Source organism: Actinomadura sp. 6K520 (assembly GCF_004349245.1).
GTDB lineage: Bacteria > Actinomycetota > Actinomycetes > Streptosporangiales > Streptosporangiaceae > Spirillospora.
Genome location: NZ_SMLC01000015.1, coordinates 1 through 14,744, shown reverse-complemented (window position 1 = coordinate 14,744; position 14,744 = coordinate 1). Strand labels below are relative to the sequence as shown.

The following is a 14,744-nucleotide window of genomic DNA, read 5'->3' as shown; positions in this document are numbered from 1 at the left end:
CACGGCCGGCTTGCAATCGCTCGACCGGAAAAGGTCCCGGTGGGTGGGGTGGTGGCGTTTTACACTTGCCGGACTTGGCGGTCGGCCGGTTGGTGGGGTTCGTTGTGGGTTCTACGGCTCGGGTTGCCTGGTGGGTGGTTTTGACCGCCCTTGTAGCGGGGTGTTCGGGGAGTGGTGGCGGGGCTCGGGAGACGGGGGTTGTTGCGGGTCCCGCGATTGGTGCTGAGGAGTCGGCCTCGGTCCTGCGGGAGTGGGCTGAGCGGCATAATCGGGCGGTCACTTCCGGGGACGCGGAGCTTTGGCGGGATGCGGTGACGGGGGCGCTGGAAGCGCCCGTTGCCGCACGTGCTCGCATGTATGGGAAGTTGCCGAAGTCGGCGCGGATCTCGCTGGCGAATCCCGTTTTCTATGTGCCTCGCCAGAGTGAATACCCCAGGTGGTTCGGGGTGGCCGCCTTGGAACGGTCGGGTGGGGGTGAACGGCAGGTGCTCGGGGTTTTCGTCAAGGAGGACGCCAAGGGCGGCTGGCGTGCCGGGCACTGGCTGACGTTCAAAGGGCGGCCGCCGCAGATTGACCGTGACCGGGAGGGGTACGCGCTGGCCGCGTCCGAATCCGGGCTGCCCGAAGCGCATGCGGGTTATCTCGGCGGCGACGACGATGCCTTGGTTCCCGACAGCTACACGTCCAATGCCCGGGATCAGGAAGTGGGTGACTGGACGGTCGAGCGGGGGGCGGTCACGCCCGGTCCGGGAGACTCCTACGCGTTGCGCACCGAGGATGGCGGGGCGCTCGTCTGGTACGCGGTGAAGGAGGAGAGGACGCTGGCGGGAGGTAAGGCGTCCACCCTTCCGGAAGAGGTTCGCGACCACCTGGAGAAGAACGGCGACGAACCGGGTGAGACCGTGCGGACGACCTGGCAGTGGCTGGTCATCGGTTACGCGCCCGAGTCCGGGAAGGGGCGCATTCTGGGCGAGTCGGTCTCGCTCGTGGCCGCCCGCTGACCCGCGGCGTGCCAGGTGGCACCATCGGGTGCCGGGTGTTCCGCTGCAGCGGTCGGAGGAGCGGGACGGCCCGGCACCCGACGGAGATCAGGGGAGGAGCGTCGGCGGAAAGGTCATCTGACGTGCACGGCCTTGCGGTACATGCCGGTGACCGTGGCCTTGCCTTTCGGCGGGACGGTGGCCAGGTACTGCACGAGGACGGTGGTGTCGAGGCGCGTCCTGGCGGCTCTGGTCGGGGCCAGTCCGATGAGGTCGCCGCTCACGGTGAGCCGGCCCGGGCGGGACGAGGAGTACGCCTCGTTCTGCTTCAGGACGTACCAGACGAGAGCGCCGCGGTCCTTGGTGCGCAGCGCGTGGACCGTGTAGGGGGCGGCGGAGAACCTGGACGACAGGGTCACACCGCGTCCCGCCAGCGTTTTCTCGCCGTTTTTCAGCGCCTTGTAGGTCTCGGTGGTCTGCGGTCCCTCCGCGAGGACGGACGCGCCTGCGGCGGTGGGGCCTTCGCTGAGGAGGGCGGCGTGTGCGGCGGGCAGTTTCCTGGGGGCGACCGCGAGGCCCTTCGCGTTCGGCGTCACCGGTGTGGCGTAGCCGTCCGGGTCGAGTGCCACCTTGCTCAGCGACGCCTCACCGGGGTGGGGGTCGGCGGCGAGTAGCCACGGCGCGTCGGCCTTGGCCCGCGTGAACAGCATCGCGTGCCGCAGCGCCTGCTCGTCCTGGCCGGTGACGGCTCCGACGGCGAACCACTGCGGGTAGCCGTTCAGGCGGGGGATGTAGAACGTCGTGCCGGTGAACCGCAGCTTCGCCGGCGGCCGCTTGACGGCACGCCGGAGCCTGAGCGCCGCGACGTCCATGGTGAGCTGCGGATCGGTCTCGATGGCGTGCAGCGACCTGCGGTCGAGCCCCCGGCCGGCGCGGTCGGCCGCCTGGGTGAAGGACGCCAGCACCTGCTGGGCCTGGGCCTTGGTCAGCGGGGGCGTCCCCGCGGGCTTCGCCGGGTCGGCGGACGAGGCGGCGCCCGAGCAGCCCGCGCTCAGCGCCGCGGCGAGCAGGCCGGACGTGAGGAGCGCGGCTCCGGCGATGGTACGTGCGGGCATACTGCCCCCCGAGTGGCGACGGCGATTCCTGACCGCCCGTCATCCTCGCAGAGTGATCATGCCGTCACGCTGTGAACACGAAACCTCGTCGAAAGATCTTGCGTCAGGCCGATTCGGTCTCCCGCTGGCGCATCCAGCGGATCTCGGCCTCGATGAACTCGTCGATGTCGCCGTCCAGGACCGCGGAGGGGTTGCCGACCTCGACGCCGGTGCGCAGGTCCTTCACGATCTGGTACGGGTGCAGCACGTAGTTGCGGATCTGCGTGCCCCAGCTGCTGGTGCCCTCGCCGCGCAGCGCGGACATCTTCTCTTCCTCCTCCTGGCGCTTGCGCTCCAGGAGCTTGGCCTGCAGGACGTTCATCGCCGTGGCGCGGTTCTGGATCTGGCTGCGCTCGTTCTGGCAGGACACGACGATGCCGGTCGGGATGTGGGTGATCCGTACCGCCGAGTCGGTGGTGTTGACGCCCTGCCCGCCGGGCCCGGACGAGCGGTAGACGTCCACCCGCAGGTCGTTCTCGTCGATGTCGACATGGTCGCTCTGCTCCACGACCGGAACGACGTCCAGCCCCGCGAACGAGGTCTGCCTGCGGCCCTGGTTGTCGAACGGGGAGATCCGCACCAGCCGGTGCGTGCCGTGCTCGCCGCGCAGCGTCCCGTATGCGTAGGGGGCCTTGACCGTGAACGTCGTGGACTTGATCCCGGCCTCTTCGGCGTAGGACGTCTCGTAGACCTCCGTCGGGTAGCCGTGCCGCTCGGCCCACCGCAGGTACATCCGCTGGAGCTGCTCGGCCCAGTCGGCCGCGTCCACCCCGCCGGCCTGCGCGTTGATGGTGACCAGCGCCTCCCGGGCGTCGTACTCGCCGGACATGAGGGTGCGGACCTCGAGCTGCTCGACGGCCTTGCGCAGCGCCGCGAGTTCCTCGTCGGCCTCCGTGCGGGTGTCGGCGTCGTCCATCTCCCGGGCGAGCTCGTAGAGGGTGGCGGCGTCGTCGAGCCGCTGCCGCAGGCCCTCGACCCGGCCCAGCTCGCTTTCCAGGTACGACAGGCGGCGCGTCACCGTCTGGGCGCGCTCCTGGTCGTTCCACAGGTCAGGGTCGGCCGACTGTTCCCGCAGCTCGGCGATGTCCCGGCGCATGCCGTCGAGGTCCAGCACCTGCTCGATGCTGGACAGGGTCGAGCCGAGCTCCTTGAGCTGCTCTTCGGGTTCGATGCCTGCCACGCTCACGAGCTTAGCGCCGTCCGGGGACTGCTAACCGCCGCCCGGTCGACGCCCTTCCGTCCCCGGTGCGCCGCTTTCGCCGCGGAGGGGATCACGCGGCCAATATCATGTGGGTGGCAGAATCACGGGCCGAGGACGCCGGCCGGAGGGCGGCCGGAGGGGAACTCGGTCCGGGGGACGGTCTGTGCACAGGTTCACGCGGGTGATCGCGGCCGTGGTGCCGCTCGTCCTGGCGCTCGCCCTCGCGGGCTGCGCCGGGGACGAGTCGAAGGCGCGGCCCGCCGTGAGCGTGCCCGCGACCTCGCCGCCCGAGCCCGTCCCGCTGACCCCGGACGTCGCGGAGCGGGCGTTCCGCACCTATGTCACCGACGAGGACGTGGCCAGGGCGGCCGGCGACGAGCGGCTGGCGCTGACCTGGACGTCCGACGGGCAGTCCCAGCTCACCGCGGCCGAGTTCCGCGAGGCCGCCTACGACGGCGACCCGGTGCGGCGCTTCGTGTACGGCGACCCCGAGCTGTACGTGCCGAAGCTCAAGGACGACGCCTATCCGCAGTGGTTCGTGGCGTCGGTGAAGCGCTCCGTCCTCGGTGAGCGCAAGAGCGAGCGCACGGTGCTGATGGCGTTCGTCCTTCGCAAGCCGTCCGAGGACTGGAAGCTGACGTTCGCGACCGAGATGCACCGCAAGGCGAAGCTGCCGGACATCGCCGTCGACGACGACGGCTACGCGGAGGCGCTCAGCACGGACGACACGTCCCTCCTGATCCGTCCCCGCGACGTCATCGGCATCCACGCGACGGTCGCCGCGGAGGGCGAGGGCAGCGTCGCCGCCAAGGTGATGAAGTCGAGCGCCGTCACGACCGGCTTCTACAAGGACGCCAAGCGCGCCAAGAAGAAGGCCAAGGCGGACGACCTCACGCTGCAGGTCGTCTACACGGCCACGCCCTTCCCTTACTTCGGGCTCCGCACGGAGAGCGGCGGCGGCCTGATCGTCTACTCGCTGTTCCGCAACACCTCGCTCATCGCCGAGGACCCCGACACGCCCAAGCCGGAGATCCCGAAGGAGGCGGAGCACCTGCTCGACGGAACCGTCGAGGGGAACCAGGTCGACACCAGCGCGACCCTGCACTTCGCGGCGTACGACCCGCCGCGCGGGAAGCAGGGCGGCGACGCGAAGGACACCGGCCAGAAGGACGACGACAAGAAAGACGGCGACAAGAACGACGAGGGCAAGAAGGGCGAGGCCCGTCCGAAGGCGCACGTCATCGCCGACGAGGGAGCGATCTCCAAGGCCGCCACGCCACCGCTCAAGAAGCAGCCCTGAGAGCCGGACCGAAGAAGGCGCCCCGCGGTCAGCCGTAGGCGCGCTGCAGGACGAGGGCGACGAACAGCAGGGCGACGAGGCCGGCGAGAACCAGGGCGGGCGAGGTGAACGGTCCGTGGCGGTGCAGTTCCGAGCGGGCCTCCCGGCAGATGGGGCAGCGCCCCTCCACCACGGGGTTCGAGCACCGAGCGCAGATCAGATGTTCGCAGCTCATGCGGTGGGCCCCAATCTCAAGGAACGGGCACGCGGGTCCGTGCGGGGAAGCGTCGACCGGTCTGGTGTCTGTCGACCTATTAGGTATCTTTCGCCATCATCCAGCGTAGCCGGACTGTATGGTCGTTCCGGCAAGTCCGGGGGCTTGACGGTATGAAACGGCCGGACGTCGGGAGACGGTTCACATGGCACTGATCGGACGGCACGTGCTGATCGGGGCATGCGCCGGTTCCCGGCCCCCCTACCACGTCGAGTGGGACGAGACAGTTGACCGTCCCCTCTACACTGCTCGAAGGCTCCGCGTCCCACCTGGCCGCGAAGCCGGGCGGCGCAGACCGGAGGCCGCGGAGGATTCCGCGGCCCGCGGGCCGGGCCGCTCCCCAACCCCTAGAGACCGAACCGCCGTGATGCAGCCGTGATCCACTTCGACAACGTCACCAAGGTCTACCCGAGCCAGAACCGGCCCGCCTTGCAACACGTGAACGTCGCCATCGAAAAGGGCGAGTTCCTGTTCCTGGTCGGTCCCTCCGGCTCCGGGAAGTCGACCTTCCTGCGCCTCATCCTGAAGGAGGAGCGTCCTTCCCAGGGTCACGTGCACGTGGCGGGCAAGGACCTGAACAGGCTGAGCAACTGGAAGGTGCCGCACCTGCGCCGCAGGATCGGCTGTGTCTTCCAGGACTTCCGCCTGCTCCCCAACAAGAACGTCTTCGAGAACGTCGCGTTCGCCCTCGAGGTGATCGGCAAGCCGCGGCGCTTCATCGGCAAGGTCGTCCCCGAGGTCATCGACCTCGTCGGCCTGGAGGGCAAGGCCCACCGGATGCCGGACGAGCTGTCCGGCGGCGAGCAGCAGCGCGTCGCCATCGCGCGGGCGTTCGTCAACCGGCCGATGATCCTGCTGGCGGACGAGCCCACGGGCAACATCGACCCCGCCACCTCGATCGGCATCATGAAGGTGCTGGACCGGATCAACCGGACCGGCACCACCGTCGTCATGGCCACCCACGACGCCGCGATCGTCGATGCCTTCCGCAAGCGCGTCGTCGAGCTGGAGGACGGACGGGTCGTCCGCGACCAGTCGCGCGGCGTGTACGGACAGGCCTACTGACCGTGTTCGCCGGGGAGTGCGGGATCACGTCCGCCCGCCGTCCGGGCCGGGGCCCGGTACCCTCCACGGCACTTCCATCTGAACCATCGATTCCTGCCGGCTCGTACGACACCCCGAGGGCCACGCGGTAGGAACCGCCCGCATCGGGCCACATCGGGACGGCCCAGGCTTCGGCGGGACACAGATCAAGGACAGCGAGGCATGCGCGTACAGTTCGTTCTCCAGGAGATCTGGATCGGTCTCCGCCGGAACATGACGATGACGATCTCCCTCGTCATCACCGTCGCCATCGCCATGGCGCTCTTCGGCACCGGGCTGCTCCTGCGGCAGCAGGTCGACTCGTCCAAGAGCTACTGGTACGACAAGATCGAGGTCTCGATCTTCCTGTGCGCCAAGACGAGCTCGAACCCGAGCTGTAAGAAGCAGGACGTCACCGACCAGCAGCGGCAGGCGCTCAAGGGGCAGCTGGACCAGATGCCGCAGGTCTCCGAGGTCCAGTACGAGAACAAGCAGCAGGCCTACGACCGGTTCAAGGACCGCTTCGCGGGCTCGCCCGGCTTCGTGGAGAGCACCCGTGAGGGTGACATCCCCGACTCGTTCCGGGTCAAGCTGAGCAACCCCGAGGAGTACAAGGCGGTCGCGCAGGCGATGCTCGGCCAGCCGGGCGTCGACACCGTCATCAACGAGCAGGAGATCCTGAAGCGGTTCTTCCGGATCCTGAACGGCCTGCAGGTGGCGGCGCTGACGATCGCGCTCATCCAGGTGATCGCCGCGGTGATGCTGGTCGGCAACACCGTCCGGCTGTCGGCGTTCAACCGGCGCCGGGAGACGGGCATCATGCGGCTGGTCGGCGCGTCCAACACCTACATCCAGCTGCCGTTCATCCTCGAAGGCGCCATCGCCGGCCTCATCGGCGGCGGGTTCGCGTCCATCCTGCTGATCTTCAGCAAGAAGCTGCTGATCGACAGACTGGCCGGGGACGTCCAGCTCGTGAGCCAGCTCGGCTGGAGCACGGTGATAGCCGTCATCATCGTCTCCATCTGCTTCGGTGTGCTGCTGTGCGCGGTCGCGTCGTTCCTCACGCTGCGGAGATACCTGAAGATCTGACGCGATGACCGGATCCGGCGCAACCGCCGGATCCGGCGTCGCGCGCCGCTCTACACTTGCCGCATGCTCCGGATCGTGCCGCTCCCGGGGAAGCGGCCCCGGCCCCCCGACCAGCGAGGAGCGGGCCGCCTGCTGCGCGGCACCGCCGTCGCGGCCGCGATCGTCGCCGCGTACGGCGCGGGCGCCGTGACCGGCTCGGGCCCGCGGCAGCCCACCGCGGCGGCGGACGGATCGGTCCTCAACGAGGCGGCCGCGCAGATCGGCCGGCACGCCGCCGAACCCGTCGCACGCGGCGACCTCGACCGCGCCGCCATCAAGGGCATGCTCCGCGTCCTGGACGACAGGTGGGCGCGCTACTACTCCGCCAGCGAGTACGACGACGTCGAGGGACGCCTCAACGGCGACTACGGCGGCGTCGGGCTGTGGCTCGGCACCCGCGACGGCGGGGACGGCGCCGGCGGACGGGTGCTCGTGGCGAGCGTCCAGCCGGGCACCGCCGCCGCCCGCGCGGGCGTGCGGGCCGGCGACGTCGTCACCGCCGTCGGGGGCTCGTCCGTGGCCGGGTGGGGCGTCGAGCGCGTCGCGGAGGCGCTGCGGGGACGTCCCGAGGCCGCCGTCGAACTAACCGTGGAGCGCGGCCGTCGAACAAAGCGGTTCCATCTCGTCCGCACGCAGGTCTCCGAAGGGGACGTCACCGTGACCGATCTCCCAGAGGACGCCCGGCTCGTGCGGGTCGGCGCCTTCACGCGCGGTACGGGACGGCAGGTCCGCGCGGCCGTGTCCGGGGAGCCGCCGCACGGCCGTCCCGAAGGCGGCGTCGTGCTCGACCTGCGCGGCAACCCGGGCGGCCTCCTGGAGGAGGCGGTCGAGACGGCCTCGGCGTTCCTGCGGAGCGGCCCCGTGGTGACGTACCGGCCGCGCGGGCGGCCGGCCCGCGACCTCGCGGTCACCGCGCCCGGCGACGCGAAGACCCCGCTCGTCGTGCTCGTCGACGCCGGCACCGCCAGCGCCGCCGAGGTCGTCGCCGGCTCTCTCCGTGACCGCGACCGCGCGGTGATCATAGGATCGCGTACGTACGGGAAGGCGTCGGTGCAGGAGGCCGTCACGCTCGCCGACGGGTCGGTGATCGAGCTCACCGTCGGTCGCTACCGGACCCCTGGCGGCCGTAACCTCGACGGGGTGGGGATCGAACCCGACATCGCGGTCTCCGCGGACCGCCCGCCCCCGGTGGCCGAGCGGCGCGCCCGGGCGGTGCTGCGCGGCCTGCGCGCGGCCCTGCCGGACGACTGACCCGGCCGGCGACCGACCGCCGGACCGACGGAGACGCCGGACAACACCGAGACGCCGGACAAGGATGATGACGTGGCACGGGACACCGGGCGCAAGAAGGACACCGGGCGCAGGCTCATCGCCCAGAACAAGCGCGCCCGCTACGACTACCACATCGACGAGACGTGGGAGGCGGGCATGGTGCTGACGGGCACGGAGGTCAAGGCCCTGCGCGCCGGACGCGCCTCCCTCGCCGACGGCTACGCGCACGTGGTGGACGGGGAGGTCTGGCTGGACAACGTCCACATCCCCGAGTACACCCAGGGCACCTGGACCAACCACGCCCCCCGCCGGCGCCGCAAGCTGCTGCTGCACAAGCGCGAGATCCAGAAGGTCATCGCGAAGTCGTCCGAGCCAGGGTGGACGCTGATCCCGCTTTCGCTGTATTTCAAGGACGGCAAGGCCAAGGTCGAGATCGGCCTGGCCCGTGGTAAGAAGAGCTACGACAAACGCCAGGCCATCGCCAAGCGGGAAGCCGAGCGGGAGATGCAGAAGGCGGCGGCGGCCCGGTTCAGGAGACGGTGAAGGGTGTCGATGACGAACCGAGGCCGGAGGCGGTTCCCCGGCGGAATCCGGAGGACACGGCGCCGGGCGGTCGCCCTGACGGTGAGCGGTGCGCTGGTCGCGGGCATGACGACGGGATGCTGGGCCGAGCGGTCGGCGATGCCGGCCGTCCGCGACTTCCTGATCGCCTGGCAGGTCGGCAACTTCGAGGCGGCGGCCGGCAACACCGTCGGCGTGGACCGCCAGGAGGTCGCGGACGCGCTGAGCCGCGTCGGCCGCCAGCTCGACGCCGCGTCGCTGCGGCTGTCCCTCGGCACCGGTGTCAGCGACAGCGATGTCGCCCAAATCGTCCAGAACGGCGACGAGGCCGACGCGCGCTTCACCGTCAAGATCGACCTCGGTGAGAACGGCCAGCCGTGGGAGTATCCCGGGCTGATGCGCCTCAAGCGCGTCGGCGGCAAGTGGAAGGTCGTCTGGAGCCCGTCGATCATCCACACGAGCCTCAAGCCGGGGCAGCGGCTCGCCGTCGTGACCGAGGGCCCCAAGCGCGCCGCCATCACCGACACGCACGGCCGCTCGCTCGTGCGCAAGGTCGGGGCCTACGACGTCGGAGTGTTCCCCGGGCAGCTCGCCGACCCGAAGAAGACCCTCGACCTGCTCGCCGAGCAGGCCAAATTCGACGGCGGCCGCCGGCTGGACGCCGAACGCCTCCTCGGCCGCGTCCGCTCCGCCCCGCCGCAGGACTTCCTGCCGCTGCTGACCCTGCAGGTCCCCGCGCACAACGCGCTCGTCCAGCGGCTGACCGCCGTCCCCGGGCTGAAGTTCAACGGCGTCCAGGCGCCGATCGCCCCCGCCTACGCGCCCGAACTCGTCGGCACCCTCGGCCCCGCCACCGCCGACCGCCTCCAGCAGGTGGGCGCCCCCTACCAGCCGGGCGACACCATCGGCGTCAGCGGCATCCAGCTCCTGCAGCAGCGCCGGCTCGCCGGCACGCCCACCGTCCGCGTCGTCGCGCAGGACGAGTCGGGGGAGAACACCAAGGAACTGCGCTCCTGGGACGGCCAGCCGCCGCAGGAGGTGCAGACCACCCTCGACCCGTCCTACCAGCGCAAGGCGGACAAGGCGCTCACGGGCCTGCCCTACCCCGCGTCCATGGTGGTGGTGCGGCCCAGCACCGGCGAGGTGCTCGCCGTGTCCAACCACGGGACGGGCGGCACGAACCTCGCGTTCGAGGGCGAGTACCCGCCCGGGCTGACGTTCGGGATCGTGTCCGCCGAGGCCCTGTTCTCCGGGGCGGGCATGAGCCAGTCGAGTGAGACGACCTGCCCCGGCAGCGTCACCGTCGGCGGCAAGACGTTCACCAACCAGCCCCGCGGCGACAGCACCTTCGCCAACCACTTCGCCGCGTCCTGCAAGACGACCCTCGCGCAGCTCCACACCAAGCTGGACGCCCGGACCCTCGTCAACGCGGCCGCCCAGCTCGGCATCGGCCAGGAATGGGGCCTGAGCGTCCCGGCCTTCACCGGCTCGGTGCCCGCCCCCGCCGACGACGGCGAGAAGGCCGCCGCGATGATCGGTGAGGGCAACGTCCAGGTGAGCCCCCTCACCATGGCCCTCGTCGCCGCCGCCGCCCAGAACGGCACCTGGAAGCCCCCGTACGTCCTCAAGGACATCCCCAAGACCATCCAGGCGCCCCCGCCGCAGAACCTCAAGTCCGAGTCCATCGTGAGCCTCAAGAAGGTCCTCGGCCGCACCGCGTCCCACGGCAACGCCCGCGGCGCCCGCGTCTCCGGCGACCTCGTCGGCGTCGCCGCCCTCGCCGAGTACCGGGACGGCAGCCGGAACAAGTCGGTCTCCTGGTTCGTCGGCAGCGTCGGCGACCGCGCCTTCGCCATCGCCGTCGAGGGCAGGGTCAACACCTCCAAGCTCGCCGCCGACTTCCTCCGCGGCTGAGGTCCCCGTTACGGCTTTGTTATCTCTTTACGTCGGGGAGGCAACCATCCCGCCGCCTCCGCGCGTCTTCACGGGTGACTGAGATCCCGCTCGGGGGGTTGCGGGCTCAGTCGCCGTGATGAGACCGGAGCCTCGTCTCGGGGGAGGCTCCGCCGTCCGGACCGGCCCGACCCTGCCGGTCGACCCCGGTGGGCGTGAGGACACTCGCGCCCACCGGGGTTCACGGCTGCCCGCGGGGGAATGACGTTGCCGTCCCGCACGTTATGCTTGTAGCGTCGTCGTGCGGACGTCCCGGGACTGCCGCGTTGACAACTGAACATGGGGGTGACCGGCTTCGACTTCGGTCGTTCGAGCCAGGGGAAGCGGGTCGAGGGTTGCTGTCGTGACCTCGTAAATCCTGTGACAGCAAACCAATAACTGCCAACAAGAAGCAGTCCGAGTTCGCCCTCGCCGCCTGAGGCGAGGAGCGACTCTGTCAGCCCGGTAGCGTCTCCGAACCGGGGTCTGGCATCGTAAGGAGACTCAACCTGCAAGCCCGGTCGCGGGGCCTGTAGGGACAGTAAACAGCGACTGAGCCCGTCGGCGACACGCCTGCGTGAGCGCCGGGGCTGAGAAAGCGTCAAGCAGGCTGCACCCGGAGAAGCCCTGACTCATCACCGAAGGACGCGGGTTCGATTCCCGCCACCTCCACCCCAAGAACAGGCCCGCTCGAAACACACGTTTCGGGCGGGCCTGTTTTGTGATCGTCGAAGCCGTCCGTCCGCCGCCAGGTCGTGGCCGGCGTCCTGACCCGGGACACGGGCGGGACCTGGTGGTACAAACGAGATGCAGTCATCTACCGTGCCACCCGGAGGGCGCGATGCCGGGCTCGCATGACCTGGTTCTCCCGCCGGTTGATGCCGTCTATGTCCTTCGCAAGGGCCGTGACCCGCTCGTATGGGTGATCGCGCTGGTGTGCGCGCCGTTCGTGATCGGTCCCGCCGCTGCCTTGCTGTACTCCGTTCTGGCTGGTGGGCCGGGCGTGCTCGGCTGGTCGCTGGCGACATTGTTCATGGCTGCGGTCTGCGGCGGGGTGCTGGGCTACCTGGTGCATGACGACCGTCGGGACCGCCGCAATGTCGCCGGTGACGTCTTGGTGGCCATCGGGAGGGACGGTGTCTACCTGGGCAGGCGTCCTGCGCAACACATCGCCTGGCCGCAGATCGCCGAGGTGGTCGTCTTTCACCTTCCGGTGCTGACCGACAGGGGGCCGGCTCCCTTCCTGGTCGTCGTGGAGCGCGGAACACGCGGGAGCCGCGTCAGAGTCGGTCGGCGTCCCGCTGATCCCCGTCAGTGGGGGCCATCCACGGATCTGTACGACAGAGAGCCCGACCTGGAACAACTCACGGCCGCTGTGCGTCGCTACGGGCGCCATGTTCGCGTATGGGATCGCGGGCTCGTCTCTGGTGTCCACAGTTGATGAGCAGCACCCCCACGGCAAGTCCGGGCCCCAGCCCGCCGCCTGATCGGCGGCGTAGGTCTCCACGCGGGGAACAGGCGGCCGTCGCGGCCGAACAAGACCCGTGTGGGGACGTCGGGCCATGCCCTGAGCGGTGACGGTTCCTTCATTCGGGCCTCAGACTGGTCCCGCCCCCGGTGAGCACCTTGGCGGCCAACTTCGGCGGAACATCCTGGTGAAGGGGCTTGACCGGCGCGGTCTGTGCGCGACCTCGGGTTCCGCGTGGGCCGGTGGAGTCCTTCGGTTGGGCGGCTCGCGGGCGCACTCGGCCGCGGGGGCTCGGCGTCCTGGCGCACCGCAGCGGGTCCGTTGGAGGTGGGCCGTGGGGTGGTGGTATGGGGAACACTGGTGGGGTGACCACCGACAATGGCCGTTCCGGTCCGCCGGTCACCAGCACGTCCATCGTCGTGCTGTCACTGGCGCGCCGGATCGAGGCCGAACTCACCAACGTCCTCGCCCCGCTGGGGCTAACGGTCGCCAGGCTCGGGCTGCTCGGCCACATCGCCACCATGCCGGGGACGTCGTTCAGCGACCTGGCGCGGATGTCGGGGATCACTGTCCAGAGCGTGCACGGCGCGGTCAAGGCGCTCGCCGCCGCGGAACTCGTCCGCGACCATAACGCCCGTGCCGGGTCGGCTTCGACGATCGAGATCACGCCGAGCGGTGCCCGCCTACTGGCCGAGGCCCAGCGGGCGGTGGCCGACGTCGACGAGCGCATGTTCGGCGCGGACGCCGACCCCGTCCATCGTGAGCTCGGTGACGCGGTGCGCGCCGCTTTCGAGGGCCGGACCACCTCCTGACCTGGCACGGGACCACCGCTCTCCCCTTCGGACGACCCCACCTTCAGGATGCCTGAAGCCGCCTATAGGCTTCAGGTTACCTGAAGGTTTCCGATCCGTTTCGGGGGTGCTTGTGTCCAAGGAATCAGGCCATCGCTTCTCGCGGCGCGGTGCGATCGCCGCGTTCGCGGCGACCGCGGGTGCGGCGGCGACGGGTGGTGCGCTGGTGGCCGGTGGTCGTGACACCGCCCCGGCGCCGCGTCCAGCACAGGCCGGGGGGCGCATCGAGCCGTTCCACGGCGCGCACCAGGCCGGCATCACCACCGCACAGCAGCGGTACGCGCTCTTCGCGGCGTTCAACCTGGAGACCACCCACCCGGTGAAAGGCGAGCGCCTGTCCACCGAGCAGACCGTGGCCGCATTCCGGCGGCTCACCGAAGGGTGGACGGTGGCCGCCGAACGCCTCACGCGGGGGCTCCCGCCAGGTCCCATGCCGTTCGCCCGGCCGGAGGTGCCGGCCGATTCCGGCGTCGCCGATGATCTGGAACCGTCCAGGCTGACCGTCACCTTCGGCCTGGGACCGGACCTGTTCGAGCGAATCGGACGAGAAGGGGCGCGGCCCCGGCGGCTGGCGCCGCTTCCCGACTTCCGCGGCGACCGGCTGGAGAAGGTCTGGAGCGGCGGGGAGCTCTTCGTCCAGGTCTGCGGCGACGACCTCCAGACGGTCAGCCGGGCCTTCCGCACCCTGCGCAGCCGCGCTCCGGGCCTGGCCCGGCTGCAGTGGAGTCAGCAGGGCTTTCTGGGAGCGTTCGGCGACGCCACACCGCGCAACCTGTTCGGCCACCGGGACGGCACCACCAACCCGCGCTTCGGCACCGCCGAGTTCGACCGTGCCGTCTGGTCGGACGCCGATGAGCCGGCCTGGTTCTCCGGCGGCACCTACCTGGTCTTCCGCAAGATCCGCATGGACCTGCCGAAGTGGGACACCTCGACCGCGCGCACACAGGACCGGACGATCGGGCGGCGCCGGAGCGACGGGGCCCCGCTCAGCGGCGGGCACGAGTTCAGCGACCCCGACTTCGGCAAGAAGGGACCGGACGGCAAGCCTCTCATCCTCGCCGACTCCCACGTGGCGCTGGTGCACGACGTCCCGATGTTGCGCCGCGCGTACAACTACGACTACGGCTTCCAGGCCAACAGGCAACCGGTCGCCGACCACCACCACGGCAAGGACGCGGATCACGACCACGGTGACGACATGCCCGTGCATTCCGGCGGAGGCCACGACGCCTACGACAGCGGCCTCTTGTTCTGCGCTTACATGAGCGACCCCGGAGACTTCGTCCGCACCCAGCGCAAGCTGGCCGAGTCCGACCGGCTCAACGCCTTCATCGAGCACACCGGCAGCGCCGTCTTCGCCATTCCGCCGGGTATGCGGCCCGGCGAGAACCTGGCCGACGCCCTGCTCTCCGCCCGCTGACCTTCCTCCGTGCGCACGGTCGAGCGCGGCTTTGCCGTCGGTGGCCGGGTGAACAGCTCCAGGGCGGCTTCTCTTCGCAACTCTCCCCGGCATAGATTTCGTGCGTGGGCGTGACGTTGCGGGTGGGGGCGGAGGTCGCCC

Annotated in this window: 13 protein-coding genes and 1 other RNA gene; 11 read left to right on the top strand and 3 right to left on the bottom strand. The window is 70.3% G+C overall.

The features are described 5' to 3' along the window. Window positions 1–446: 446 nt before the first annotated feature. Window positions 447–1,001, top strand: a complete 555-nt coding sequence (locus E1289_RS06495) for a hypothetical protein (RefSeq protein ID WP_131976323.1) — start codon at window positions 447–449, stop codon at window positions 999–1,001. Between the two features lie 113 nt (window positions 1,002–1,114). Here the strand turns inward: E1289_RS06495 and E1289_RS06490 are convergent, their stop codons facing one another. Together E1289_RS06490 and prfB are read right to left on the bottom strand one after the other, a co-directional pair. Continuing rightward, entirely contained in the window at window positions 1,115–2,095 is a 981-nt protein-coding gene (locus tag E1289_RS06490; protein ID WP_131976321.1) for a hypothetical protein, read from the bottom strand. Between the two features lie 103 nt (window positions 2,096–2,198). Continuing rightward, window positions 2,199–3,314, bottom strand: a complete 1,116-nt coding sequence (gene prfB, locus E1289_RS06485; RefSeq protein ID WP_131976319.1) for a peptide chain release factor 2 — start codon at window positions 3,312–3,314, stop codon at window positions 2,199–2,201. Between the two features lie 184 nt (window positions 3,315–3,498). Here prfB and E1289_RS06480 point away from each other — a divergent pair, with 184 nt between their 5' ends. Continuing rightward, window positions 3,499–4,635, top strand: coding sequence for a hypothetical protein (locus E1289_RS06480; RefSeq protein WP_131976317.1), 1,137 nt, complete (start codon window positions 3,499–3,501; stop codon window positions 4,633–4,635). 28 nt (window positions 4,636–4,663) lie between these two features. Here the strand turns inward: E1289_RS06480 and E1289_RS06475 are convergent, their stop codons facing one another. After that, window positions 4,664–4,849 carry an RING finger family 4 domain-containing protein gene (locus E1289_RS06475; RefSeq protein ID WP_131976315.1) on the bottom strand — a complete coding sequence of 62 codons (186 nt, stop codon included), beginning with the start codon at window positions 4,847–4,849 and terminating at the stop codon, window positions 4,664–4,666. Window positions 4,850–5,263: 414 nt separating this feature from the next. Between E1289_RS06475 and ftsE the strand changes: the two genes are divergently transcribed. The 9 genes from ftsE to E1289_RS06425 all read left to right on the top strand — a co-directional run bounded on the left by ftsE (window position 5,264) and on the right by E1289_RS06425 (window position 14,603). Further along, entirely contained in the window at window positions 5,264–5,953 is a 690-nt protein-coding gene (gene ftsE / locus E1289_RS06470; protein WP_131954587.1) for a cell division ATP-binding protein FtsE, read from the top strand. A 201-nt stretch (window positions 5,954–6,154) separates the two neighbouring features. Beyond that, on the top strand, window positions 6,155–7,060 hold the full coding sequence (gene ftsX, locus E1289_RS06465) for a permease-like cell division protein FtsX (protein WP_131976313.1): 906 nt from the start codon (window positions 6,155–6,157) through the stop codon (window positions 7,058–7,060). Between the two features lie 63 nt (window positions 7,061–7,123). Beyond that, window positions 7,124–8,350: a S41 family peptidase gene (locus tag E1289_RS06460; RefSeq protein WP_131976311.1), complete on the top strand. Its 1,227-nt coding sequence runs from the start codon at window positions 7,124–7,126 to the stop codon at window positions 8,348–8,350. A gap of 72 nt (window positions 8,351–8,422) precedes the next feature. Next, entirely contained in the window at window positions 8,423–8,914 is a 492-nt protein-coding gene (gene smpB / locus E1289_RS06455) for an SsrA-binding protein SmpB (protein WP_131976309.1), read from the top strand. Between the two features lie 9 nt (window positions 8,915–8,923). Then, entirely contained in the window at window positions 8,924–10,846 is a 1,923-nt protein-coding gene (locus tag E1289_RS06450; protein ID WP_131976307.1) for a penicillin-binding transpeptidase domain-containing protein, read from the top strand. A gap of 320 nt (window positions 10,847–11,166) precedes the next feature. Then, window positions 11,167–11,539: a transfer-messenger RNA gene (gene ssrA, locus E1289_RS06445) on the top strand. A gap of 166 nt (window positions 11,540–11,705) precedes the next feature. Beyond that, a complete protein-coding gene (locus E1289_RS06440; protein ID WP_131976305.1) occupies window positions 11,706–12,305 on the top strand; it encodes a hypothetical protein in 600 nt (199 codons plus the stop codon). 392 nt (window positions 12,306–12,697) lie between these two features. Next, window positions 12,698–13,144, top strand: a complete 447-nt coding sequence (locus E1289_RS06430; protein WP_131976303.1) for a MarR family winged helix-turn-helix transcriptional regulator — start codon at window positions 12,698–12,700, stop codon at window positions 13,142–13,144. 112 nt (window positions 13,145–13,256) lie between these two features. Then, on the top strand, window positions 13,257–14,603 hold the full coding sequence (locus E1289_RS06425; RefSeq protein ID WP_165970372.1) for a Dyp-type peroxidase: 1,347 nt from the start codon (window positions 13,257–13,259) through the stop codon (window positions 14,601–14,603). Window positions 14,604–14,744 lie beyond the last annotated feature (141 nt).